This is a genomic window from Acinetobacter sp. Z1 (assembly GCF_024296945.1).
Lineage (GTDB): Bacteria > Pseudomonadota > Gammaproteobacteria > Pseudomonadales > Moraxellaceae > Acinetobacter > Acinetobacter beijerinckii.
In genome coordinates, this window is sequence record NZ_CP101115.1 from 815,973 (window position 1) to 838,578 (window position 22,606).

The following is a 22,606-nucleotide window of genomic DNA, read 5'->3' on the forward strand; positions in this document are numbered from 1 at the left end:
GAGTAATAGTTATTTATTAGATCAAATATATGAAAAATCCTATTACATTTACTTCAGGATGCGCTATTAGTGCCCATAGATTCTGTTTATCAGCAAATATTGATGAATTGGATACATGGGATTGCTTCAGTAAAACAATTATTTATAAACATTTAGAACAGCAAAACTGGTCATGTTTGGATTTGGAAGGATGGAAAGTTATTTCAGTTGCTTACCAGAGTAGAGAGGGCGAACCTTCCATTATTTCGCTTGATAAAGAGGGGGATGTAGGAATATTTCAACAAAATAATAATGAGCATCAAGAAATTAGATATAAATTAGAAGAAAAAATTTATGGGCAATTTAATCATATCCGTGAAATTAATGGTGATCTTTATGCTTGTGGAGACGGAAGTCAAGTCTATAAGAATAATCAGAATGAATGGGAATCTAATGGAGTAGGATTAGAAGAAGAACCAATTGCATTGAAAAATCAAGATTTATCTTTTTTAGATTATGAAAATGATTTATCTTTTAAAAGATGCTTTTATGATATAAATGGTTTTAATAACAGTAGTTTATATGTGTGTGGCACACAGGGTGATGATGGCTTTATCGCATTTTTTGATGGTTTTAAATGGCTGGAAGTAAAAAGAATTACTCCTTCCTCTTTACACCGAATTACATTATGTCCTGATGGGAAAAATATCTTAATTTCTGGCCAATATGGAACGCTTTTGAAAGGAAATATAGATGATGGATTTAAAAATTTAAAAAATATAAGTATAAATTCGACTTTTTATAATGCAGCTTTTTATCAAGAGGCTATATATATAGCTTCAGAGCAGGGACTATATATATATGCAGATTCTGAGTATTCCATCGTTCCTGAGTTAAGTGATATACAAGGGGTCATCTCTGTTGAGGAAAAGGATGGAGTTCTTTGGGTACTTAGCTATAAGCACTTGATTCGGTTTGATGGAAAAACATGGAATAGAATTAATCATCCAGACAATGGCGAAATACAGTATAGCCAATTAAAATGTAGAGTTGGAGAAGTTTGTCCACAATCAGGTGAATGGTATAGCCCAGCCAACAACATGGAAAAACGTCATTTTGATCAAGGCGAAACAATGCCTGAAATTCCGAATAACTCTTGGGGTGAAACCATTTGGTATTTAGACAAAGAGAGCAATGATTGAATCATTTGAGAAAAGCATCCTCATTTGGATGGTTTTTACTTTTACCGAATGACATGCTGGAGCGTTAATAAATGTCCATACAAGTAAATGAGCAGACAATAGATTGGCAAAAGTGGTTAAGTTTAGAAATAAAAGACCCAGCTTTATTTAGAGATAATTTGCTTGAACAAAAAATGTATAGCAAAAGATTTGATACATTTGTTAATGGGATATATTCCGTAACGGATGGTTTTAGTAATTATAAAAATGAAAAAAAATATGGTGGCTACATTGCGGCAGGTCATCAGCGTTTAAACGATGTCTTAAATTTAATGTCTTTACAGTATTCGGCAGGTGGAAGTCTTGAGTTTTTAAAAGAAATATATCCATATCTACTTCACTGGACAGAAGAGTACGCAGAAGCAAGCCATTTATATAATTTAAGTCCTGATGCTGATGGTCGATATGTTTGGCATATCAGTTTGGGAACAGAAGACTATTGGTATATTGCTTTACGTCTGATTTGTTTTGGGCTGTTGACTGGTTATGCGGATCAGATGGATCGGATTATGCCCATCATTGACTATGTAGAAGCAACGCCTGAAGGGCAGGAAAAAGATGGATTAATTGAACGTTTAGTTGCTCCTTTTGTTGCAGATCGTGGAACTCCACCAGATGAAGCAAGACGACATTTGCCTTATCGTAAGCTCATTAAAGTGTTTAATGCTTCACCTGAACAGCGTCCAGCTTTAATGCTGCAATACCTAGAAGATTGGTATGAGGCGAGCCGCCGAGAGCCTTATTATGATCAACATCCTCAAACTGATTTAAGATCAGGAAGAGGTTACTATGGCTATTGGTCATGGGAAGCAGCAGCAATAACGTGGTTGCTGAATATAGATGATACGTCATATCGTGAACATCAGTTCTATCCAAAAGATTTGGTTGATTTTGCTCGAACACAGTCAAAAGTAGTTCTAGATGATCAACAACTAGAACGAGTGAAAGTTAAGGGCGGAGAAGCCTGTATTAAAACAGGTTATTGGAGAACACCAGCACAACCAGATTTACGACAATACTTTAAACAATGTGAAATTGTTCCTGCACTTATCGAGCTAGATTGGGGGGAAGTATATTGGTATTGGGATGGTGAGAAATAATTTAATCATTTAAGAAAAAACCATCCTCGTTTGGATGGTTTTTTACTTTTACCAAATGAAATGTTGCCGGAGTAAGAAAGTTGAATAACCAAATAAATGATTTAAATATTGATTGGGAACAGTGGTTTAATCAACAAATACTAAATTATGGAAAATATAGAGATAGTTTCTTACAAGAAGATATGTATCAAAGGCGGTTTGATGCTTTTCTTAATGGTGTTTATTCAGTAACTGACGGTTTTCAAAAATATAAGGCAAATGCTAAATCCAGTAAAATGATGGCTGCTGGACATCAAAGAGTAAAAGATGTCTTAAATTTAATGTCATTACAGTACTCTGCTGGTGGAGATATTGCATTTATTCAGGAACTTTATCCATATCTTTTAAACTGGACAGAAGAATATACCGAAATTCATAGTAAATATCATCTAAGCCCTGAGGCAGATGGACGGTATGTTTGGCATATCAGTTTAGGAACAGAAGACTATTGGTATATTGCTTTACGTCTGATTTGTTTTGGACTATTGACTGGTTATGCGGATCAGATGGATCGGATTATGCCAATCATTGACTATGTAGAAGCAACGCCTGAAGGACAGGAAAAAGATGGATTAATTGAACGTTTAGTTGCTCCTTTTGTTGCAGATCGTGGAACTCCACCAGATGAAGCAAGACGACATTTGCCTTATCGTAAGCTGATTAAAGTGTTTAATGCTTCACCTGAACAGCGTCCAGCTTTAATGCTGCAATACCTAGAAGACTGGTATGAGGCGAGCCGCCGAGAGCCTTATTATGATCAACATCCTCAACCAGACATAAGATCTGGAGTTAGCTATTATGGGTATTGGTCATGGGAAGCAGCAGCGGTAACGTGGTTGCTGGATATAGATGATACGTCATATCGTGAACATCAGTTTTATCCAAAAGATTTGGTTGATTTTGCTCGAACACAGTCAAAAGTAGTTCTAGATGATCAACAACTAGAACGAATGAAAGTTAAGGACGTAGAAGCCTGTATTAAAACAGGTTATTGGAGAACACCAGCACAACCAGATTCTCGACAATACTTTAAACAAGGTGAGATTGTTTCTACACTTATCGAGCTAGATTGGGGAGAAGTATATTGGTATTGGGATGGTGAAAAATAATTTAATCATTTGAGAAAAGCCATCCTCTTTTGGATGGTTTTTTTACTTTTACTGAGTGATAGGTAATAGAAGTAAGAGAATTTAATAGTCAACTAATTGATTTAAATATTGATTTTTATGTGATTGTGTATTCCAGAATAATATTACATAACACCACAAAATGGTGCGCTCAGCGGGACTCGAACCCACGTCGGTCGCTTAGGAGGCAACTGCTCTATCCAGTTAAGCTATAAGCGCATAATTAAATGATTATAAACAAAAAAGTGATTGCCTTAGCAATCACTTTTTGATGAAACCGACTAACTGTGTTTAGCTCTTATTTTTTAGATTTAAAACACGATATAGCACAAACATCAGAACGATCCAAATCGGGATCATTAACACTGATTCTTTAAAACCTTGTTGCCACATGATGTAAAGCACAACTGCAATAAATGCGAGCACAAGATAGTTACTAAATGGTGACCATAGCGCAGGGAAGCTCGTTTTTAAAGCTTTTTGTTTAACCATCGCTTTAAATTTCAAATGCGTTAAGCTGATCATTGCCCAGTTTAAAACTAGAGCACCAACAACAACATACATTAAATGACCCAATGCATCTTCTGGTACAAAGTAGTTTAAAAGTACACATCCGAATATCAGTAATGCTGAAAGTAAAACGGCTGGAACAGGAACCCCTTGTTTGTTCACTTTAGCAAATACTTTAGGTGCATTACCTTGTTGAGCTAAACCAAACAACATACGGCTGTTTGCATACATACCACTGTTATATACAGATAATGCAGCAGTTAAGATGATGAAGTTAAGCAAATGTGCCGCCCAACCAATTCCCATTTGACTGAAAATCATCACAAATGGACTCTTATCTAAACCACCTAAATCCAACTGATTCCAAGGCACAAGCGATAATAAAATCGTAAGTGAACCGATGTAGAAAATCAGGATACGGAAGACTACTTGGTTGATTGCTTTCGGAATGGTTTTCTTTGGATCATTGGCTTCAGCCGCTGCCATACCAATCAATTCAATACCACCAAATGCAAACATTAAAAATGCCAGCATGTAGAACAAACCATCAAAACCATTTGGGAAAAACCCGCCGTGACTCCAAAGGTTTGTAAATGAAGCAGTAGAGTTGGCATCTGCGGTAAACAGCAAGAATAAACCAAACAAAATCATAGCAACCACAGCGGTAACTTTGATGATCGCTAACCAAAACTCTGACTCGCCGTAGAATTTAACATTGGTTAAGTTGATCGCTGTAATAATAACGAAGAAGAAGAGCACTGATTGCCATGCAGCAATATGAGGCCACCAGTAATTGATATATTTTGCGACTGCCGTGAGCTCACTCATCGCCACAAGAATATATAATACCCAATAATTCCAACCAGATAAAAAACCTGGAAATTTACCCCAATACTGATAAGCAAAATGACTGAATGAACCTGCTACAGGCTCTTCAACGATCATTTCGCCTAACTGACGCATGATTAAAAAAGCAATCAAACCGCCAATAGCATAACCCAAAATAATTGATGGTCCAGCAGACTGGATCACTTGCGCAGAACCTAAAAATAAGCCCGTACCAATTGCTCCACCCATTGCGATGAGTTGGATATGGCGGTTTTTTAGTCCACGTTGAAGTTTAGAAGAATCGTTGTTCAAATGATTGAGCTCGACGAGGAATAAGTGGATTATTCTAATAGATTGAAAGATTTTCGCCTAGTAAAAGTACAGGCTGGGTATGACTGGAAAGTTGTTTTTAAAACTTATTTAAAATCTGATATTTGAATGATTAGTAAATTAAAGGTAACTCATTTTTTAAACATTTAATGCACTTTTTTGTTTTAAAAAACCTGAGTTCTTGATTTTAGTGTCATTGTTAAGTTGTTTGCTTTTGATCAATATAGATAACAACTGCGAATGAATATGTTTTGCTATTGCAAAGCAAATAGTCGTATGGCATTTCCCTGCATAGTACGCTAGTTTAGGCTCAACATTTGCTCAAAAGAACATGATAAAAGGATCAATAAACATGAGTTCAGTACCACAAATTAAAGTCCCTGCAACCTATATGCGTGGTGGCACAAGTAAAGGTGTCTTTTTTAAACTGAATGATTTACCAGAAGCTGCTCAGATTGCAGGCAAAGCACGTGATCAGTTACTTCTCCGTGTAATTGGTAGTCCAGACCCATATGGAAAACAAATTGATGGAATGGGTGGGGCAACTTCAAGCACCAGTAAGACTGTGATTTTGGCTAAAAGCTCAGAACCTGAACACGATGTTGATTATCTATTTGGACAAGTTTCGATTGACCAGCCATTTGTAGATTGGAGTGGCAATTGCGGAAATTTAACTGCTGCTGTAGGTTCTTTTGCAATTTCAAATGGTTTAGTAGATGCAGCCCGTATTCCTGAAAATGGGATTTGTACAGTTCGTATTTGGCAGAAGAATATTCAAAAAACCATTATCGCGCATGTACCTGTTACCAATGGTCAAGTTCAAGAAACAGGTGACTTTGAGTTAGATGGTGTGACTTTTCCAGCAGCCGAAGTTCAAATTGAATTTTTAGATCCAGCTGATGATGGCGAAGAAGGCGGGGATATGTTCCCTACAGGAAATGTGGTCGATCAATTAGTTGTACCTGATGTTGGAACGTTCCAAGCGACATTTATTAATGCAGGCATTCCGACTATTTTTCTAAATGCTGAAGATATTGGTTATCAAGGAACTGAATTACAAGATCATATTAACGGTGATGCCGCAGCATTGGCACGTTTTGAAAAAATCCGTGCTTATGGTGCTGTACAAATGGGTTTGATTAAAGATATTTCTGAAGCAGCCGCACGTCAGCATACGCCAAAAATTGCTTTTGTATCTCAGCCGAAAAGCTATACATCATCAAGTGGTAAACCAGTTGAGACCAATGATGTTGATTTATTAGTTCGCGCCTTATCGATGGGTAAGCTGCATCATGCAATGATGGGAACCGCCGCGGTTGCGATTGGTACAGCAGCAGCAATCCCAGGTACTTTAGTTAATTTAGCAGCTGGTGGCGGGGAACGTGAAGCAGTCCGCTTTGGTCATCCATCAGGTACTTTACGTGTCGGTGCTCAAGCTGAGTTGATTGAAGGGAAATGGTCGGTGAAAAAAGCGATTATGAGCCGCAGTGCACGTGTATTGATGGAAGGTTGGGTGCGTGTTCCTGGTGATACTTTCTAAAAATATTTGATTTTTAAGCTAAAGCCTCCTTTTTCGGGGGCTTTACTATTTTGATTTGATCGAAAATTACAACGACAGAAACAACTAATTTCACATTATAAATAATGATATGATGTCAGCACTCTGACAATTCTTGTCATTTTCTCCTTCCACCAAGATTTCCCGAGGCAATTGTGTCGTCTATTTCTAAGGTTAATGCGGATGCGCTAAAACAGGCTCAACAACGTATTCAACAAGATTTATTGACAGCATTGGCTGCATTTTCTATGCCTGAACCGTTAAAATCTGCTGTTCATCATGTTGTTATGTTAGGCGGTAAGCGTGTCCGTCCGGCATTATGCTATGCAACAGCTTCATTGCAGGCGAATCAGAACTTTGCAGCAGCACGGCGAGCAGCAGTAGCAATTGAATTAATTCATTGTTATTCACTGGCGCATGATGATTTACCTTGTATGGATAATGATCTATTACGTCGTGGTCAGCCAACATGTCATGTGGTTTTCGGTGAAGACACTGCTTTGTTAGCAGGTGATATTCTTCAGTCGATGGCATTTGAGATTTTAGGAAGTCGTTTATTTGACGAACAAGGACAAGGTACAGAGCCTTCGATTGTTTTGAAGCAAATGCAGATATTAGCAACCGCTAGTTCAAAAATGGTGTGTGGGCAAGTATTAGATTTACAAGCTGAAGCCAAAAAGATTGATCAAGCTGAATTGGAAAATATTCATCGTAATAAGACGGGCGCTTTGATTCAAGCGGCAATTATGATGGGTGCTGTGACGATTTTCTCAGGTACAGACCAAGCAATTCCTAAGTTACGCCAGTTTGGTCAAAATATTGGTCTCGCCTTTCAAGTTCAAGATGATATTTTAGATATTACAGCCAGTACGGAAACCTTAGGTAAAACTGCGGGCAAAGATGAACAAGTACAAAAGTCTACTTATCCAGCATTGATGGGCTTAGAACAGGCACAAGCTTATGCGCAAAGTTTGCATGATCAAGCTTTTGAAGCATTAGCATTTTTCGGGAATGATGCTAAAGAACTTGTTGAAATTTCTCAATTCTTATTGGCGCGCCAAAGTTAATATTTATTTGATCAAATATACGTTCTTAATAAGTACTTAGAAAAATGAGTTAAATCTTAACTTTCAAACTTTATTTGGATAGTTATGTGATGTACATGATAGATGTTCAAATTGTTAGGTACGTCGATAGAGCTTTTTTAGGGTGGGTTAAGTGTATTTTATGATCAACTAAAATTAAAAACAGGCTTAAATATTTAAATTCATTTTAATAATAAAGGGATACCATCGAATGAATGAGGATGAATTAGAACAATTTGCAATTGAGTATGGGCAAGAACTTGCTTTTTCAATTCAGTCTCAACCTTTTGGACCAGACTGTGAAGTGTTTAAAGTTTTTGAAAAGATGTTTATGTTGATTGGTACCTATTCAGGCAAGTTACTAGTGACCGTCAAATGTAAGCCTGAGAAAAGTTTAGAATATCAGGAGTTGTATCCATCAATTTCGGCAGGATATCATATGAATAAGAAACACTGGATTTCCATCAAGAGTAGTAATGATATTACAGCAGATTTGCTGCAAGACCTGATTAAAGATTCTTATGATTTGGTGGTAGAAAAATTGTCGGTTAAAGATCGAAAACTGATTCACAATGTATAAAAAATAAAGCAGCGATAACGCTGCTTTATTTTGATTAGAAATAGAGTTTAGTGTTTCCCCATAATCCCACGAATAGCATTGAGTACATCCGCTGGAAGTACCACAGTTTTTGCATTACTTGATTTAGATAGATCCTGCATTGCTTTCACATACTGCTCACCTAACAAGTAAGCCACAGGAATTTCTTTATCACCTACAGCACTTGTGACCATTTCAATGGCACGTTGCGAAGCTTCAGCAAGTACCACCTGAGCCTCTGCATCACGGCGTGAAGCTTCCAAACGACCTTCTGCTTCAAGAATTGCAGCTTGCTTCTCACCATCAGCTTTGGTTACAGCAGCACGACGTTGACGTTCAGCTGCTGCTTGTTCTTCCATCGCAGTCTGCATAGTATTTGATGGTTTAATATCTTGAATTTCTACGGTTTTAAGTGTGATACCCCAGTCAGAAATATCTTCAGAAATAGCTGCTTTTAATTTCGCTTTGATATGATCACGAGATGAAAGAGCATCATCTAAATCCATTTCACCCACAATTGAACGAAGGGATGTTTGAACAAGATTTTGAATTGCCCAAATATAGTTCTCAATACCATATACTGCCTTTTCAGGTGTGGTTAAATTGATATATGCCACAGCATTCATCAATAAAACAGCATTATCACGAGAGATCACTTCTTGTGATGGAATATCCAAAACAATATCTTTGGTCGTGATTTTATAAGCAACTTCGTCTACATACGGAATCACAAAATTCAGACCCGGAGCCAACGTCGTATGGTATTTACCTAAACGTTGAACAATCCATTTATAACCTTGAGGAACAATACGAACCCCTTTAAAAATGGTTATACCTACAAAAGCGAAAAATGCTAAAACAACAATAGTACCGACAGACATGAAAAACCCTCTTTGTATTTATGCCATATTATGTGGTTGGACAACTAAGTCGTTACCCAAAATATCAACGACTCTTACTCGGTCACCGACTTGTACAGGAGTCGTACAACGGCAATTCCATTCATCTGAACCTAAAACAGGCATGGGAAACCGAACAATAATTTGTCCGTGTTCTAGTCCAGTCTGAATCACCATACCGACTTGACCGATAGTAGACTCGCGCGATAAACCCGCTTTGGTTTTATCGATAGAAAGTGGTTTGATAAATTTAAACCAAAGAATTGTGCATAAAATAGATAAAACACCCCAAGTAATCACTTGAGTGGTGAAACCCATCATTGGGAAAAGCCACAGTAAAATACACACCATGACAGCTGCAATACCAAACCATAATGCAGCGAAAGCAGGCAGAATTAACTCCGAAAGAATCAATAAAATCCCTAATACAAACCAGTGCCAAGGTTCAACTACAAATTCCATAGATTTGCTCGTATCGTTAGAATGAAATAGAGGTGAAAAAATATTCACCTCTAGCACTGTAACAGATGATTATCTTTATGAATATATAAAGATAATGAATGTGTTTTAGAATTTTGCTCGTGGAGCAGGTTTGAATGCGGCAGGGGATTTTTTGAAGTTAGTAATAGCCGTACGAATCGCGGTAATTTTAGCTTGAGCTGCTTTTTCACCTTCTAGAATAGCTTGGTTACTAGATTTAAGGTCAAGCACACCGAGATGCCCAACTTTAGGTTGAATCACAACAGTTGCTTGATTCAACTCTTCATTAATACTTTGCTGCCCCATAATATTAATGGTTTGATCCAATAATCCCCACATACTAAGTGGTTTATCGCCTGTTGGACGCGCTGAAATATCCACGGCAATGACAATATCTGCACCCATATCTTTTGCAGTTTTCACTGGAATTGGGCTAACAAGTCCGCCATCAACATATTTTGTATTAGCAATAACAGCAGGGACAAATACATTTGGGATACTGCAAGATGCACGAACGGCTTGTCCAGCATTACCTTTAATAAATTCTGCTTTTTTACCATTGTCTAGACGTGTCGCCACTGCTGCAAAACGAATCGGAAACTTTTCAATTGGCTTATTTGCAACTTGAGCGTTGACATAGTTTTGTAGTTTTTGACCTTGAATAAAACCTTGACTATTTAAGGTCAAATCACGAATGTCCGATTCTTGCAATTTGAGAGCAAGACTTTGCATTTGATACGGTGTTTGCCCACTCGCATAAATACTACCGACAAAGCTACCCGCGCTCGTACCCGTTACGATTTTTGCTTTGATCCCATGCGATTCTAAGACTTTAATCACACCAATGTGCGCGAACCCTTTTGCACCGCCACCACCTAAAGCAAGTGCAATCACCGGTTCACGTGCATTTATCGTTGTAGTCGGTGGAGTTTTCTTTGTTGCTTGATCACAACCAAATAAAGCCAAGCTAACCACAGCCAAGCAAGAGAGACGAGCAATTTTCATATCAAATGCAGATAAAATGTACAGAAAAGATGGGCACATCAGAGCAGATTTACCCTCAACTTTCTAGTCTTTTTTCACTAGTTTTTGTAAGGGTTTCGCTAGCCAATCTGGATTTTTAGGTGAGAAATGCCCGATATAATATTGCATAATTTTTTCAAGATCTTGTTGATAATGTCCAGAGGGAGTAAAACTTCCTAAGCTATATATAATTTTATGATCATAATCAAATGCAAACATCACAATAGGAATACCAGCAGCATGAGCGATATGATAAAAACCACTTTTAATTTTTTCGGCTTGTTTCCTTGTACCTTCGGGCGCCATGCCGATCCAAATTTTATCATGTTGTTGAATCGTCGCAACGACTTGTTCAGTTAGACCATGTGCACTTTCACGTTTTACTGGAATCAGTCCCGCCCAATCCAAAATTGCTTTGAATGGCGGTTTAAACAACGTATCTTTTCCGAGAACTGTGACTTTTAAGCCTAAGCCACCAATGGCTAGAAAACCATACCAACCATCAATATTTGAGGTGTGTGGTGAAATTATTGCTACTGCTTTCGGTAGATTCGGGATATCACCTACGACTTTCCAGCCTTGGCTCAAAAAGATCTTTTTGCACAAGGCACGACTATAAGTTGTTCCACGTTGTGGAACTAACGGAGGTAAATCTGGAAAATACTGTGACATAAATTCAGAAATATAATGACGACTAAAAACTATGTTAAACGCGGATGACAGTTGCTGCATTGGCAAAAAATGAGATTTTGTAACACTGAATATGAGAGGATTAGGCAGTTAGAATTATTTTCTTATCAGTGGAATGCGAAGAATGCCTAATTTTCAACAGGTCTATGTTTTATTATTTTCCTTGTATTGGGCTCAAGGATTACCTGTTGGTTTTATGACACATGCTTTGCCTGTAATTTTAAGAGCACAAGGTGTTTCATTGGCACAAATTGGTGGTTTTGGATTACTGATGCTGCCTTGGTCAATCAAAATATTATGGGCGCCATTTGTTGACCGTCATGGCTTTTCATCTTTTGGACACTATCGCAGTTGGATTTTGCCTACCCAATTATTGAGCGTCGTGATTCTTATAGTATTGTCGTTTTTTCCTATTCAAGCCTTAGACCAACCCAGCTATCTCTTGATTTTTTTCACATTACTATTGCTCATGAATTTAACTGGTGCAACACAGGATATTGGTACTGATGCGCTCGCTGTTCATCTATTAAAAGGGGATCAGCAGCATTGGGGTAATACATTTCAAGTGATTGGCTCGCGACTTGGCTTCATTGTTGGTGGTGGTGTGGTTCTATGGTGTTTAGACTGGCTGCAATGGCAGACGACTTTTCTGATGCTTGCAGGTATTGTTTTCTTAAATACTCTTCCGATTTTGTTTTATAAAGAAATTCCACATGTTGTTACTCCCACGCCTCTAGAAAATACAAAGCTAACTTTGCTCCAAGCAATCCATAAATATCTAGATTACTTTAAGTCCACGCCAGAGTTAAAAGCATGGTTATGGGTATTGATTAGTTTTAAGGTGGCGGACGGTTTAGCAGGGCCTTTATTGAAACCGTTGATGGTGGATATGGGCTTGAGTTTCTCGCAAATCGGTATTTACATCACTATGTTTGGTGCATTGGCAGCACTTATTGGTGCTGCTTTCGCAGGGATATTACTCAAACATTTTTTGCGTGTACATGCGTTGATCTTTTTTTCAATTTTAAAGATTTTCAGTTTAATTGGATATGTGGTTTTAGCTTATGTATATGAACATCAAGTAACGGTAAAACCGATATTTTTGTATATGGTCAATGCGTTTGAAGATGCCTGTTCAGCGATGCTTTTAGTGGTGATGCTGACCTTGATTATGCAATACAGCCGTAAGCAATTCGCTGGTACGGATTTTACTTTTCAAGTTTCAATCATGGCAACAGTCAGCGGCTTACTATATTTAATGAGTGGTGTAATCGGTGACTTACTTGGATATTATCGCTATTTAGTCTTGATTTGTGCTGCTGCTATTTTGTGTCTATTGCCTATTTTATATTGGAAAAAAAATACAAGTTAGAAATGTATTTTTATTAGAATTTTATTTTAAAAAAACACACCAAAAAATCTTCTTCAACTCACAGAAATGTGATTTTGTGATCTATTTCATATTTATTGATAATCTTAGAAATAAGGGATATGTTAAATTATTTAATGGAAAATTAAACTAAAATTAGATAAATAATCTATTGAAATTTAGAATAATTTAGGGCTTATCTTTTTCTAAATTTTTTGTTTTTCATCCGATTCGCTCTGTGCTTAAAAATTAAACTTTAGTCGAAAATGGAATAAATTAATAAGATTTTAATCGTTTTGTCATATAAAGTTAATGTGTAGGATTTGTTACAAATTTAACTAGGATGTACACAATGAAAATCAAAATTGTAACAGCAGCAGTGCTCAGTTTACTTGCAACTTCAACTTTTGCAGCACCAACATTCTATGGTGAAATTGATGCAAGTGTTGATTATTTACCAGAAAAAAATGCGACAAAATCTAATAAAGATGTTTGGGAAATCAGTTCAAATAGTTCGTTTGTTGGTTTGAAAGGCGATGAAAAATTAACAGATCGTTTAAGTGCTATTTATGCGATTGAATGGGCTTTTAATGCAGATGGCGACGGTGATGATTGGAGCAAACGTAATCGTTTTGTTGGTTTAAAAGATTCACAACTCGGTACTGTTAAAATCGGTGCACATGACACGCCAGTCAAGCAATTGTCTAGTGTAGTTGATACCTTCAATAACTATGTTGCCAACAAAGCCGACATCACAGGTATTTTCTCGGGTGAAAACCGCGTCTCGAATGTCGTGGTTTATGAGTCACCATCAGTTAAATTGTTAGACGGTGCATTTAAATTTAATGCTTTGCTTGCTACGGGCGAGTCTAGTGGCATTAAATCTGACAAGGGTGTTGTTAAAACAGCTGGTCGTGGTTTAGGTGATGCTTGGTCGGCAGCAGTGACTTATGAAAATCCTTTGGTTGTAGCTGGTATTGGTTATGATAAAGCCATTCCAAGTAATTTCTTAGGTCGTGGTTTTTTAAATGCTTCAGATAAAGCGATAGCAGGAGAGCAATTATTTGCTGCTGCAAATACAGTGCGTGCTATTGGTAAATTAACACCACTTGAAGGTTTAGCATTAAAAGCACTTTATCAGACCTCTGAGGTAGAAAAAGCGACAGGTAATGCAGCTGGTTCGGAAAATATTGATGATGCACAAGGCTGGTTATTAGGCGCTGAATATAATCTTCCACAAGCGAAAAATTGGACAGTAAAAGGTCAATATAGCCAAAATGACACCAGTTTTAAAAACAATACGGCTGACTTTAAAGCGAAGCAAATTATTGCTGGTGCAGACTATGCATTTACTAAACAAGTTAAAACCTATGGTTATGCTGGTTATTTAACACTTGAGCAAGCAAGTAAAAAAGATAAACAACCTGTTGCAGGTTTAGGTTTAGAATTTAAATTCTAATTTGCTTGTTTTGAAAAAGAGCCTCTAAGTCTTCTTAGAGGTTTTTTTATTTAATACAAAAATCTATTACAAAATGAAATGTGATTTTAGAAACAGTTTTTAAGTACTTTAATATTATAAATAGATAATGATTAGCCAAAAGCGAATGATTATTATCAAAACAAAAGATGTTTTGGTTTATCGGAATTTTTTGAAAAATATAAATCGAGTTCAGCATTTTAATACCCAATTAAGTCATTTTTAAGTTTTAATTTTTATCTTAGCCCTGCTAAGAATTTTCTTTTCAGATTTTGATTATGAAGCTACTAAAAAAATTTAAGTTGCAGCCTATCTCGCTACTCACATTTAATGTGTTACTGGCGATATGGTTAGGTGTTTTTTTAAACGTTGAGTTTTATCAAAAAATGCAATCGCTTACGCCTTATCAAGGAATCAAAGCTGGCTTTTTTGTAGGCGCATCAATCATTGTTATTGTTTCTTTATACACATTTATTTTTCAGTTGATCAATTGGAAATGGACTGCTAAACCGATAGCGATTGCTTTGGTATTAATTGGTGGCTTTGCTTCTTACGCCGTGAGTACACTCGGTGTCTTGATTACATCTGATCAAATCCAAAATCTCATGCAAACAGATTTAGCTGAAGCGCGTGATACATGGTCTTGGCAGTTGGTTGTGTGGACACTTGGCATGACGGTATTGCCGATTATCGCAATCATCTTAGTCAAGTTCAAAGCAGAACCAGTTTTAAATCAGTTGATTAAAAAAGTTATTGCTTCTGTAGTTTCATTGGCGATGGTGGGTGGTCTGCTTTTTGTTTTCTATGTCGATTTTGCTGCAATATTTCGCGAAAATCGTGATTTAAAAAGTATGATTTCACCTCAAAATATGATTGCATCATTTGTGTCATATTATAAAAAGAAAGCACCGAAGGAAAATTTACCTCTCGTGCATTACGGTGTAGATGCACAAATGGCAAAAGCCAAGAATGCAAAACGACCTAAATTGATGGTTTTGGTAGTGGGTGAAACGGCACGTGCTGAAAACTTTTCACTCAATGGTTATGAAAAGAATACCAATCCAAAATTGGCGAAACAGGATATTTTAAATTTTTCGCAAGTCAGTTCTTGTGGTACTGCCACGGCAGTTTCAGTTCCTTGCATGTTCTCTGGCATGCCTCGTAAAGAATATGATGAAGCATTGGCAAGTCATCGCGAAGGGTTATTGGATATTGCCAATCGAGCAAGTTATAAAGTGACTTGGATTGACAATAACTCAGGTTGTAAAGGTGCATGTGATCGGGTGGGTGAATTTAAAATTCCTGAGCCGATCAAACAAAAGTGGTGCAAAGATGAAGAGTGTCTAGATGATATTCTGATCGATAGTTTGAAAGCGTATTTAGCAACTATTCCGAAAGATGATACACAGCCTCGTCTCATCGTACTGCATCAGATGGGGAGTCATGGTCCTGCATACTATAAACGTATACCTGATCAGTTTAAGGTTTTCAAACCGACCTGCGACACCAATGCGATTCAAGGCTGTTCACGAGAAGCATTGTTAAATAGCTACGATAATACCTTGTTATATACAGATTATGTTTTGGATACCCTTATCGAAACATTGAAAAACACAACCCAATATGAAACAGGTTTATGGTATTTATCTGATCATGGTGAGTCGACTGGCGAAAGTGGTATGTATTTACATGGTGCTCCATATGCAATCGCGCCATCTCAGCAAACCCATGTCCCGATGCTGATGTGGTTTTCAAAAGAATGGAAACAACAGGCTGATCAGCAAATAAAATGCCTAGCTAAGCAGCATGATAAAACATTGAGTCAAGACAATTTATTTCCAACAATGCTGAGTTTACTTGACGTTAAAAGCAAAGTTATTGATACAAATAATGATATGTTAGCAACATGTGCTAACTCATAAGGTGAGATGAAATCATGACAAAAATCTTGATGATCGAAGATGATTTTATGATCGCAGAGTCAACATTGACACTGTTGCGATACCATCAGTTTGATGTGGAATGGGTCAATAATGGAGTCGATGGGCTTACATTATTATCAAAGCATGCTTTTGATTTGGTGCTATTGGATTTAGGTTTGCCATTGATGGATGGAATGCAGATTCTGCGTCAAATTCGTCAACGCAGTTCATTGCCTGTGTTAATTATTTCCGCCCGAGATCAACTGCAAAATCGTGTCGATGGACTCAATCAAGGTGCAGATGATTATTTAATCAAACCTTATGAGTTTGATGAGTTGTTGGCACGAATTAACGCTTTATTGCGTCGTGGTCAGGTTGAAACAGCACAATTAAAAAGTCAGTCGCAATTGTTAAAAAATGGTGATTTGGTTTTAGATGTTGAACAGCATTTGGCGACTTATAAAGGTCAACAAATAGAGTTGTCGAATCGAGAGTGGGCGATTCTGATCCCGATGGTTAGTCATCCAAACAAAATATTTTCAAAGGCAAACTTAGAAGATAAGTTGTATGATTTTGATAGTGAAGTGACCAGTAATACAATAGAAGTTTATGTGCATCACTTACGTGCGAAGTTAGGTAAAGACTTTATTCGTACCATACGTGGACTGGGTTATCGGATGGGACAATCTTAATTATTATGAAAATATCCAAGCAACATTCACTTAAAAGTAGACTGATCTGGGGAACGTCTATTTTTAGTCTTTTGCTTGGATGTTTATTAATTTTTACCGCCTATAAAATTGCATTACATGAAGTGGATGAAATATTAGATACGCAAATGCAGTACATGGCAGAGCGTTCTACATCACAGCCTCTTTCACCCTTGGCAAGTCGAGTAGAGTTACATCGAACCTATCATGAGGAAGATCTGCTCGTTGATATTTGGGCATACAAAGATCAAAGCCATTTATGGCATCAAACTCACTTGCTGATTCCACCTGTTAAAAAAGCGGGTTTTTATAGCCAAGAAACCGCACAAGGTAAGTGGCGACTGTATGTAATTCCACTCAAAGATTATCAGATTCAAGTGAGTCAGCAGGAGAAAGTGCGTCAGGCTTTTGCTTGGGAGCTGGCAGGGAGTATGTTTATTCCTTATATCTTGCTGTTACCTTTCGCAATTTTAATTCTCGCTTTTATTATTAATTTAAGTTTAAAACCATTAGATGATTTTAAAACTGAATTAACCCAACGCGATTCTGATGGCTTGTCACCCATAGATAGTCAAGAATATCCTTTAGAGTTGATCCCCACCATTGAAGAAATGAATCGTTTATTTGAGCGTATCCAACATGCCCAAACTGAACAAAAGCAATTTATTGCCGATGCTGCTCATGAGTTAAGAACCCCTGTGACGGCGTTAAATCTTCAAACTAAGATATTGATTAGTCAATTGCCTGAACATGAGTCATTACAGAATTTAAGCAAAGGCTTGGCACGTATTCAGCATTTAGTTACGCAGTTACTCGCTTTAGCAAAACAAGATGTTGGTTTGAGTTTAGTAGAACCACACACGATCTTTGTGCTGAATGATGTTGTTCTAAACTGTGTTGAGCAGTTGGTGAATCTAGCGATGCAAAAAGAAATTGATTTAGGCTTTGAGCGAAATGATGCAATTGAAATGCAAAGCCTTGAGTCAACAGTCCATTCAATTATCTTTAATCTGATTGATAATGCGATCAAATATACGCCACCTCAAGGGGTGATTAATATCGCCGTATATAGTGATTCAGATAATTATGCCTGTGTCCAAATCGAGGATAGCGGAACTGGGATTGATCCTGAAAATTATGACAAGGTGCTGAAACGTTTCTACCGCGTTCATCATCATTTAGAGGTTGGAAGTGGTTTAGGCTTATCTATCGTGGATAAAGCGACTCAACGTCTTGGCGGAACATTAAACCTTTCAAGAAGTATTGAATTAGGTGGTTTGTCGATTTTAGTACGGTTACCGAAGAAACTTGAACATCATTAGAAATCGTATTAAAAATGCGATCTTATGAATTTGTTGGTAGAGAATGTTCTTTCAAGTAACGCAGAAAAAGCACACATTTTTGAATGCGTTTACCATCATTACCGACTCGGCTCACATTCAATTTGAGCACCCAATTTAAGCGTTTACCTACTTTGCAGATATCGCTATACACTTGTGGTTCGGCAAGTAAAGCTTGATAAAGAATATGACTGGCTTTTTCGAGTTGTTCAAATTCAAAATGATAAGCTGTAGAAAATATAAATAAGAGCCAATCACGAACGAAACAATCATGCAAACTTAAAACGTCTTGTGGGTCTGTTTCAAAATCGATAAATGTAAATTGATGTTGTTGATCAACTAAGATATTTCGAGCAAAAGCTTCGCTTAAATATCCATGTTGTTGATGTATATCTGAAATTGCTTGGATTGCTTGGGTAAATAAAGAAAATCTTGCTTCAGGATTATCTTTATAACTCCCTAGTAGTTGATCAAGTTGGCTGACGTGGCTGTTGCGTTGTACGCCAATATCTTCAAGCAGAATTCCTTGATCAGATATAGCCAATACATTTGGAGTGGAAATCCTGAGTTGTTTTAGCTGATTGATACGGCGAAATTCACACTGAATTGCTTTTGAACCACCCTGATTGGGCACAGGCATAATCGCGCCTAAATTAAATATTTTCGCAAGCCATTTCAGTGGGGTATATAACCATAGACCATGACGTTCAGAAGCTTTCTTTAACCATACTTTACCAGTACTTAATTCATATGCTTGGATAGAATCGTGTTGTGTAGTAACTGTGGTTTCTAAAAATTTTTGAAAATCATCCATTCGTCGTCATCAGTCCTAAGTGATTATACGCTTTACAATTGAGGCTCACTTTATCACATTCGCAGGAATTGAGGGAAAGCAATTACGCTCGGCAAAGCGTAGATGATATTGATAGCTAAGGATATAAACAGCAAAATTGATTGCTAAACAAATCCATCCTGTCCATAGATTATGACTGATAAAATGAGCCCCACGCATCATTTGTGCCCATCCCATTGCGAAGCCTAAAATCAAGCTTGCGCATAAATAAAACCATGCTCGATTTTTATGGTTTAAGCGGTAGACAAAGAAACCAGTGATGAGTGCAAAACCTGTACTGGCATGTCCGCCTGGAAAGCAATGACCAGCCGTTGAGCTAAAATCCCAAACAAAACCAGTCGTCGTTTGTTGTGTCATATCCCAAGGACAAGCATGGGATGAATGAGCTTTCATGAGTCCAATGACACATGTACATAGCATACTGACCCAAAACATATAGCCATACTGCCAGCGCTTAGCTTTGATTTTTTCGACTTTAAAAGACAAAATCCATAGTGCAAAAAAACTGATATATACAGCAGTAATTAGTTGTTTGACATAAGTATGATTCAGTTTAGCTAAGTACCAATTATTCTTTAATGCGAAATCACCAAACGTTCCGACCCAAGGCTGAATGAGATATAAGTCAATCGCTCCATCAACAGGTAACACCCAAACTAAGATAAAAAAACTAAGCAGTAAAATGCATGCAGTGATTACAAAAAAAGGTGTTTTCAACATCATAATATCTACGAGGTAAGGCGGAACAATATACTTTTTATTAAACTGTTTTATTCTTAAATATCGCTTAAAAAATAAAAAAAAGCGGCATCATAGCCGCTTGAAAAATAAATAAAAACTAGAACATTGACTCTTCTGAATTTGCCGAAATTTTATGAATTGAAAGATCCGCACCACGATATTCATCTTCTTGCGAAAGACGAATGCCCATGGTTGCCTTTAAAATGCCATAAACAATAAATCCACCTGCAAGTGCAACAAAAATACCTAAGCCTGTACCAATAATTTGAGAAATAATGGATACACCGCCTAAACCGCCAAGCGCTTGTTGACCAAAAATACCTGCTGCAATACCACCAAAAGCACCACATACACCATGTAAGGGCCAAACACCAAGTACATCATCAACTTTGAGTTTATTTTGCGTATAAGTAAACAAATAAACAAACATCGCTCCAGCAGCGCTACCGATGACCAGTGCGCCAATTGGGTGCACGATATCGGACCCAGCACAAATAGCAACTAAACCTGCAAGCGGACCATTATGTAAGAAGCCGGGGTCATTTTTACCCATAAAGTTTGCAGCTAAAGTTCCCCCAACCATTGCCATAAGTGAGTTAATGGCAACTAAGCCCGAAATTGCTTCAACACGTTGCGCACTCATGACATTAAAGCCGAACCAACCTACGATTAAGATCCATGAACCTAAAGCGAGAAATGGAATTGAAGACGGCGGATGTGCACTAACACGACCATCTTTTTTATATCGACCATTTCGAGCACCAAGCAGAATCACCGCAGCCAATGCGATCCAACCACCCATGGCATGTACAACCACTGAGCCTGCAAAGTCATGGAAACTTGCACCAAATGAGCTTTCAAGCCACTTTTGGAAACCATAGTTACCATTCCAAATCATTCCTTCAAAGAAAGGATAGATCAGTGCAACTAACAGCAATGTTGCGATGGCTTGCGAACGCATTTTGGCACGTTCAGCAATACCACCTGAAACAATCGCGGGAATCGCAGCTGCAAAGGTCAGTAAAAAGAAGCAACGCATCAGGTTATAACCATGATCAGCAGCTAAGGCTTCTCCTGCATGGAAAAAATTTTGTCCATAGGCAATCCAATAACCCACAAAGAAGTAGGCAATTGCTGAGATTGCAAAGTCAGTCAAAATTTTACTGAGTGCATTGACTTGGTTTTTATGGCGCACTGTGCCCAGTTCCAAGAACGCAAAGCCAGCGTGCATTGCCAATACGAGTACTGCACCGAGCAGTAAGAAAAATAGATCTACATTTTGCATAGTGGTGCTCAAAAAAAGTGCTAAATTTTATTTCAGTGCAAATATTTGATTCGTTTTCTGCACCAAAATAGATTTAGTAAATCTAAAAACTAGAGCAATCTTAAAAATGCTCATTTTGATGTAAATTAATAAGCAAAAAACGCACCAATTTAGAAAATAAATTGTAATTTTGGTGAAAAGTGGTGCATTTCGAATAAAAATAGCGCAGTTTAAGCTTTAGATTGCATAAAATATTGAGACTGATTGATCAACTTACTTAGTCATCCAGATATAAACAGCATTATGAATCTTATTGATTTAGCAAAAATAACAAATTGCTTTATGCTCAATAGAAGTTTAATTCCTTCCTTATTTGATTATTGCTACACTTTTTCTTTTTCGGGTGGATGAAGTATGTCCTTTGATCTCAAAGTCAGTTTAAAGCAAAGGGCTGAATCTTCCTCACAGCATAAAAAGCTAAATCGCCTGATTGATCAAATTGAAAAGCAAAAGATCAGCCTTGCCACATGGCAGAATGCGCAAGCGGAGATTCAACAACATACCCGACAAAAATTGATGCCTGTGTATAGTGAGTTGCATGAAGTCTTGTTTGAACAATTGCAGCAGCTCTGGAGTTTGTTGCACAGCCATGAATTTTCCAAAACTTATATGCAGCAACTGGATGAAAAAATTGCTCAGCTTGCCCAAATGTTAAAGCGTTCCAAAATGCTGAATGATGAACAGTTAAAACTGGTCAAGCAGATCGATACTTTTTATCAGCAGCATACTCAGCAATCGACTAAAAAGACTAAAAAAGTACAGTCAGCCAAGTTTGAATTGCATGAAAGCTCTGAGCAAAGTGAAGAATTAGAACAAGATGACTTTGAGCAGTATGTGGCTGAGCAACAACAGGCAAGAGAAAAAGCCAAGCAGTTACGCCATCAACAGAAACGTGACCAAGCTGAGCAGATGGCAGCGCAGTCGCTGAAAACCGTGTATTTAAAAATTGCTGCCATGATTCATCCTGACCGTGAGCGAGATGAAACCAAGAAAGAGGAAAAAACCGAGTTATTCCAGCAGGCAAGTCAGGCCTATGAACAGCAGGATTTGTTTTATTTACTGAAACTCCAGTTACAGCTAGAACAGCATAAAGGTGTAGGGGCGAAAGAATTATCTGCAGAGCAAGTGAAGTTTTATAAACTGGCTTTGGATACGCAAAGTCAGCAGCTTGATAGTCAAATTGATGAGATTTTAGATTCTTTTCAGTTGGCGAAGAAAGTCAAAGCCGAGCATGTGCATATTGGTGATGTGTATAAAGCCATAGATGCCGACTGTACTGAGTTAAAGCAGCATTTGAAGTGGGAAAAAGAGCGTTTAAAGCATATGAAAAAGGTGAGTGGGGTAGAGATGTTGTTGAAGCATGGAGTTTTGTAAGCTTTAAAA

Annotated in this window: 20 protein-coding genes and 1 tRNA gene; 12 read left to right on the forward strand and 9 right to left on the reverse strand. The window is 37.5% G+C overall.

The genetic code is table 11. The features are described 5' to 3' along the window. The first annotated feature begins 29 nt into the window (after positions 1-29). From NGC85_RS03885 to NGC85_RS03895, 3 genes are all read left to right on the forward strand, one after another. Entirely contained in the window at positions 30-1,181 is a 1,152-nt protein-coding gene (locus NGC85_RS03885; RefSeq protein ID WP_254804903.1) for a hypothetical protein, read from the forward strand. Positions 1,182-1,252: 71 nt separating this feature from the next. Next, positions 1,253-2,320, forward strand: coding sequence for a PoNe immunity protein domain-containing protein (locus NGC85_RS03890; RefSeq protein WP_254804904.1), 1,068 nt, complete (start codon positions 1,253-1,255; stop codon positions 2,318-2,320). An 80-nt stretch (positions 2,321-2,400) separates the two neighbouring features. Beyond that, positions 2,401-3,468 carry a PoNe immunity protein domain-containing protein gene (locus NGC85_RS03895; protein WP_254804905.1) on the forward strand — a complete coding sequence of 356 codons (1,068 nt, stop codon included), beginning with the start codon at positions 2,401-2,403 and terminating at the stop codon, positions 3,466-3,468. A 161-nt stretch (positions 3,469-3,629) separates the two neighbouring features. Here the strand turns inward: NGC85_RS03895 and NGC85_RS03900 are convergent. Together NGC85_RS03900 and NGC85_RS03905 are read right to left on the reverse strand one after the other, a co-directional pair. Further along, positions 3,630-3,705, reverse strand: a tRNA-Arg gene (locus tag NGC85_RS03900). A gap of 72 nt (positions 3,706-3,777) precedes the next feature. After that, positions 3,778-5,136 (reverse strand): amino acid permease, encoded by a 1,359-nt coding sequence (locus tag NGC85_RS03905; protein ID WP_005055770.1) that lies wholly within the window; start codon positions 5,134-5,136, stop codon positions 3,778-3,780. Between the two features lie 370 nt (positions 5,137-5,506). Between NGC85_RS03905 and prpF the strand changes: the two genes are divergently transcribed. The 3 genes from prpF (at position 5,507) to NGC85_RS03920 (ending at position 8,377) form a co-directional block, all read left to right on the forward strand. After that, positions 5,507-6,694, forward strand: coding sequence for a 2-methylaconitate cis-trans isomerase PrpF (gene prpF / locus NGC85_RS03910; RefSeq protein WP_254804906.1), 1,188 nt, complete (start codon positions 5,507-5,509; stop codon positions 6,692-6,694). 173 nt (positions 6,695-6,867) lie between these two features. Continuing rightward, positions 6,868-7,779 (forward strand): polyprenyl synthetase family protein, encoded by a 912-nt coding sequence (locus NGC85_RS03915; protein ID WP_254804907.1) that lies wholly within the window; start codon positions 6,868-6,870, stop codon positions 7,777-7,779. A gap of 229 nt (positions 7,780-8,008) precedes the next feature. Beyond that, positions 8,009-8,377, forward strand: coding sequence for an MmcQ/YjbR family DNA-binding protein (locus tag NGC85_RS03920; protein WP_254804908.1), 369 nt, complete (start codon positions 8,009-8,011; stop codon positions 8,375-8,377). 47 nt (positions 8,378-8,424) lie between these two features. On the opposite strand, the gene NGC85_RS03925 is transcribed toward NGC85_RS03920, so the two are convergent. The 4 genes from NGC85_RS03925 to NGC85_RS03940 all read right to left on the reverse strand — a co-directional run bounded on the left by NGC85_RS03925 (position 8,425) and on the right by NGC85_RS03940 (position 11,469). Continuing rightward, positions 8,425-9,276, reverse strand: coding sequence for an SPFH domain-containing protein (locus NGC85_RS03925; RefSeq protein WP_005061745.1), 852 nt, complete (start codon positions 9,274-9,276; stop codon positions 8,425-8,427). Between the two features lie 18 nt (positions 9,277-9,294). After that, positions 9,295-9,756: an NfeD family protein gene (locus tag NGC85_RS03930; protein ID WP_005061748.1), complete on the reverse strand. Its 462-nt coding sequence runs from the start codon at positions 9,754-9,756 to the stop codon at positions 9,295-9,297. Positions 9,757-9,861: 105 nt separating this feature from the next. Next, positions 9,862-10,779: a patatin-like phospholipase family protein gene (locus NGC85_RS03935; protein ID WP_254804909.1), complete on the reverse strand. Its 918-nt coding sequence runs from the start codon at positions 10,777-10,779 to the stop codon at positions 9,862-9,864. A 63-nt stretch (positions 10,780-10,842) separates the two neighbouring features. Beyond that, complete coding sequence (locus NGC85_RS03940; protein ID WP_254804910.1) at positions 10,843-11,469, reverse strand: 1-acyl-sn-glycerol-3-phosphate acyltransferase; 627 nt, start codon at positions 11,467-11,469, stop codon at positions 10,843-10,845. 142 nt (positions 11,470-11,611) lie between these two features. On the opposite strand from NGC85_RS03940, the gene NGC85_RS03945 reads away from it, so the two are divergent. From NGC85_RS03945 to NGC85_RS03965, 5 genes are all read left to right on the forward strand, one after another. After that, positions 11,612-12,859, forward strand: coding sequence for an MFS transporter (locus tag NGC85_RS03945; RefSeq protein ID WP_254804911.1), 1,248 nt, complete (start codon positions 11,612-11,614; stop codon positions 12,857-12,859). A 349-nt stretch (positions 12,860-13,208) separates the two neighbouring features. Next, positions 13,209-14,315 carry a porin gene (locus NGC85_RS03950; protein WP_254804912.1) on the forward strand — a complete coding sequence of 369 codons (1,107 nt, stop codon included), beginning with the start codon at positions 13,209-13,211 and terminating at the stop codon, positions 14,313-14,315. Between the two features lie 296 nt (positions 14,316-14,611). Continuing rightward, entirely contained in the window at positions 14,612-16,255 is a 1,644-nt protein-coding gene (locus tag NGC85_RS03955; protein WP_254804913.1) for a phosphoethanolamine transferase, read from the forward strand. Between the two features lie 14 nt (positions 16,256-16,269). Further along, the gene (locus NGC85_RS03960) at positions 16,270-16,947 is read left to right on the forward strand and encodes a DNA-binding response regulator PmrA (RefSeq protein ID WP_005055752.1); all 678 of its coding nucleotides are present in this window, start codon (positions 16,270-16,272) and stop codon (positions 16,945-16,947) included. 5 nt (positions 16,948-16,952) lie between these two features. Beyond that, a complete protein-coding gene (locus NGC85_RS03965) occupies positions 16,953-18,287 on the forward strand; it encodes an ATP-binding protein (protein WP_254804914.1) in 1,335 nt (444 codons plus the stop codon). Positions 18,288-18,309: 22 nt separating this feature from the next. On the opposite strand, the gene NGC85_RS03970 is transcribed toward NGC85_RS03965, so the two are convergent. The 3 genes from NGC85_RS03970 to NGC85_RS03980 form a co-directional block, all read right to left on the reverse strand. Beyond that, positions 18,310-19,119: a lipopolysaccharide kinase InaA family protein gene (locus NGC85_RS03970; protein WP_254804915.1), complete on the reverse strand. Its 810-nt coding sequence runs from the start codon at positions 19,117-19,119 to the stop codon at positions 18,310-18,312. A gap of 45 nt (positions 19,120-19,164) precedes the next feature. Next, positions 19,165-19,881, reverse strand: a complete 717-nt coding sequence (locus NGC85_RS03975) for a phosphatase PAP2 family protein (protein WP_254804916.1) — start codon at positions 19,879-19,881, stop codon at positions 19,165-19,167. Positions 19,882-19,996: 115 nt separating this feature from the next. Further along, complete coding sequence (locus NGC85_RS03980; RefSeq protein WP_005055742.1) at positions 19,997-21,184, reverse strand: ammonium transporter; 1,188 nt, start codon at positions 21,182-21,184, stop codon at positions 19,997-19,999. Between the two features lie 393 nt (positions 21,185-21,577). Here NGC85_RS03980 and NGC85_RS03985 point away from each other — a divergent pair, with 393 nt between their 5' ends. Next, complete coding sequence (locus NGC85_RS03985) at positions 21,578-22,597, forward strand: molecular chaperone DnaJ (protein ID WP_254804917.1); 1,020 nt, start codon at positions 21,578-21,580, stop codon at positions 22,595-22,597. Positions 22,598-22,606 lie beyond the last annotated feature (9 nt).

What these genes read in the sequence shown, in the direction of transcription:
- NGC85_RS03885 (WP_254804903.1), top strand. Translation starts at nt 30, where the DNA reads ATGAAAAATCCTATTACATTTACTTCAGGATGCGCTATTAGTGCCCAT.
- NGC85_RS03890 (WP_254804904.1), top strand. Translation starts at nt 1,253, where the DNA reads ATGTCCATACAAGTAAATGAGCAGACAATAGATTGGCAAAAGTGGTTA.
- prpF (WP_254804906.1), top strand. Translation starts at nt 5,507, where the DNA reads ATGAGTTCAGTACCACAAATTAAAGTCCCTGCAACCTATATGCGTGGT.
- NGC85_RS03920 (WP_254804908.1), top strand. Translation starts at nt 8,009, where the DNA reads ATGAATGAGGATGAATTAGAACAATTTGCAATTGAGTATGGGCAAGAA.
- NGC85_RS03925 (WP_005061745.1), bottom strand. Translation starts at nt 9,276, where the DNA reads ATGTCTGTCGGTACTATTGTTGTTTTAGCATTTTTCGCTTTTGTAGGT.
- NGC85_RS03930 (WP_005061748.1), bottom strand. Translation starts at nt 9,756, where the DNA reads ATGGAATTTGTAGTTGAACCTTGGCACTGGTTTGTATTAGGGATTTTA.
- NGC85_RS03935 (WP_254804909.1), bottom strand. Translation starts at nt 10,779, where the DNA reads ATGAAAATTGCTCGTCTCTCTTGCTTGGCTGTGGTTAGCTTGGCTTTA.
- NGC85_RS03940 (WP_254804910.1), bottom strand. Translation starts at nt 11,469, where the DNA reads ATGTCACAGTATTTTCCAGATTTACCTCCGTTAGTTCCACAACGTGGA.
- NGC85_RS03945 (WP_254804911.1), top strand. Translation starts at nt 11,612, where the DNA reads ATGCCTAATTTTCAACAGGTCTATGTTTTATTATTTTCCTTGTATTGG.
- NGC85_RS03950 (WP_254804912.1), top strand. Translation starts at nt 13,209, where the DNA reads ATGAAAATCAAAATTGTAACAGCAGCAGTGCTCAGTTTACTTGCAACT.
- NGC85_RS03955 (WP_254804913.1), top strand. Translation starts at nt 14,612, where the DNA reads ATGAAGCTACTAAAAAAATTTAAGTTGCAGCCTATCTCGCTACTCACA.
- NGC85_RS03960 (WP_005055752.1), top strand. Translation starts at nt 16,270, where the DNA reads ATGACAAAAATCTTGATGATCGAAGATGATTTTATGATCGCAGAGTCA.
- NGC85_RS03965 (WP_254804914.1), top strand. Translation starts at nt 16,953, where the DNA reads ATGAAAATATCCAAGCAACATTCACTTAAAAGTAGACTGATCTGGGGA.
- NGC85_RS03970 (WP_254804915.1), bottom strand. Translation starts at nt 19,119, where the DNA reads ATGGATGATTTTCAAAAATTTTTAGAAACCACAGTTACTACACAACAC.
- NGC85_RS03975 (WP_254804916.1), bottom strand. Translation starts at nt 19,881, where the DNA reads ATGATGTTGAAAACACCTTTTTTTGTAATCACTGCATGCATTTTACTG.
- NGC85_RS03980 (WP_005055742.1), bottom strand. Translation starts at nt 21,184, where the DNA reads ATGCAAAATGTAGATCTATTTTTCTTACTGCTCGGTGCAGTACTCGTA.
- NGC85_RS03985 (WP_254804917.1), top strand. Translation starts at nt 21,578, where the DNA reads ATGTCCTTTGATCTCAAAGTCAGTTTAAAGCAAAGGGCTGAATCTTCC.